Genomic DNA, 825 nt, shown 5'->3' with positions numbered 1-825 from the left:
TATAAATATGTTTATATTATGTATAGTATAATTAAAAACTAAAAATAAATAAAACATATTTATATATACATATTCAAAATTAAAAAATTAAATTTTATATTCTTTTAGTGATTTATTAAAAATTTTTAGATTAACCTTCCATTTGATCTCTTAATCATAATAAGAAATCTTTAATAGATACAGATTGTATTGCAATAGGCATAGAGCTATGAAGTATACCACAAATTTCTGAACATTGTCCAAAGAATGTTCCAGGACGATTTACATAAACAGAAGCTTGATTTAATCTTCCTGGGTATGCATCAGCTTTTATACCTAAAGATGGACAAGCATAAGAATGTATAACATCTGCAGCTGAGATTACAAATCTAGTGTGAGTTAACTCTGGTATAATAACTCTGTTATCTACTTCTAACATTCTAAATTGACCATCTTCTAAGTCACTTTCTGGTACTATATATGAATCAAATTCAATAAACTCATTTTCTTCATTTGTAAAGTCAGGATATTGATAACTTCAATATCATTGATGACCTTCAGCATAAACTACTAATGAAGGATCCATAACCTCATCCATTAAATATAATAATTTGAATGAAGGGAATGCGATTAATATTAAAATAAACGCAGGTGTAATTGTTCAAATTAATTCTATTAATGTACCATGGTTTAAATATTTATGTGCTATAGGAGATTTTGTAGCTACAAAATTTCTTATAATTGTTATCATCATTCATGTAACTGTGAATAAGATAACAGCTAAATAAAACATAATATTATTATGTAATTCTTCTATTCCTTCCATTTGAGGTGAAGCGCTATCTT

2 pseudogenes are annotated in these 825 nt (G+C 25.9%); both read right to left on the bottom strand.

What is annotated here, in order from left to right:
- Positions 1 to 154: 154 nt before the first annotated feature.
- Positions 155 to 505 (bottom strand): annotated as a pseudogene (locus IE142_RS39695) (hypothetical protein); the annotation flags it as partial.
- 135 nt (positions 506 to 640) lie between these two features.
- Positions 641 to 825, bottom strand: a pseudogene (locus IE142_RS39690) (cytochrome c oxidase subunit II transmembrane domain-containing protein); the annotation flags it as partial.

Origin of the sequence: Streptomyces mutabilis (assembly GCF_014649815.1) — a bacterium.
Classification (GTDB): domain Bacteria; phylum Actinomycetota; class Actinomycetes; order Streptomycetales; family Streptomycetaceae; genus Streptomyces; species Streptomyces mutabilis.
The sequence above is the reverse complement of the archived record's forward strand: the minus strand, read 5'-3'. Positions and strand labels throughout refer to the sequence as shown.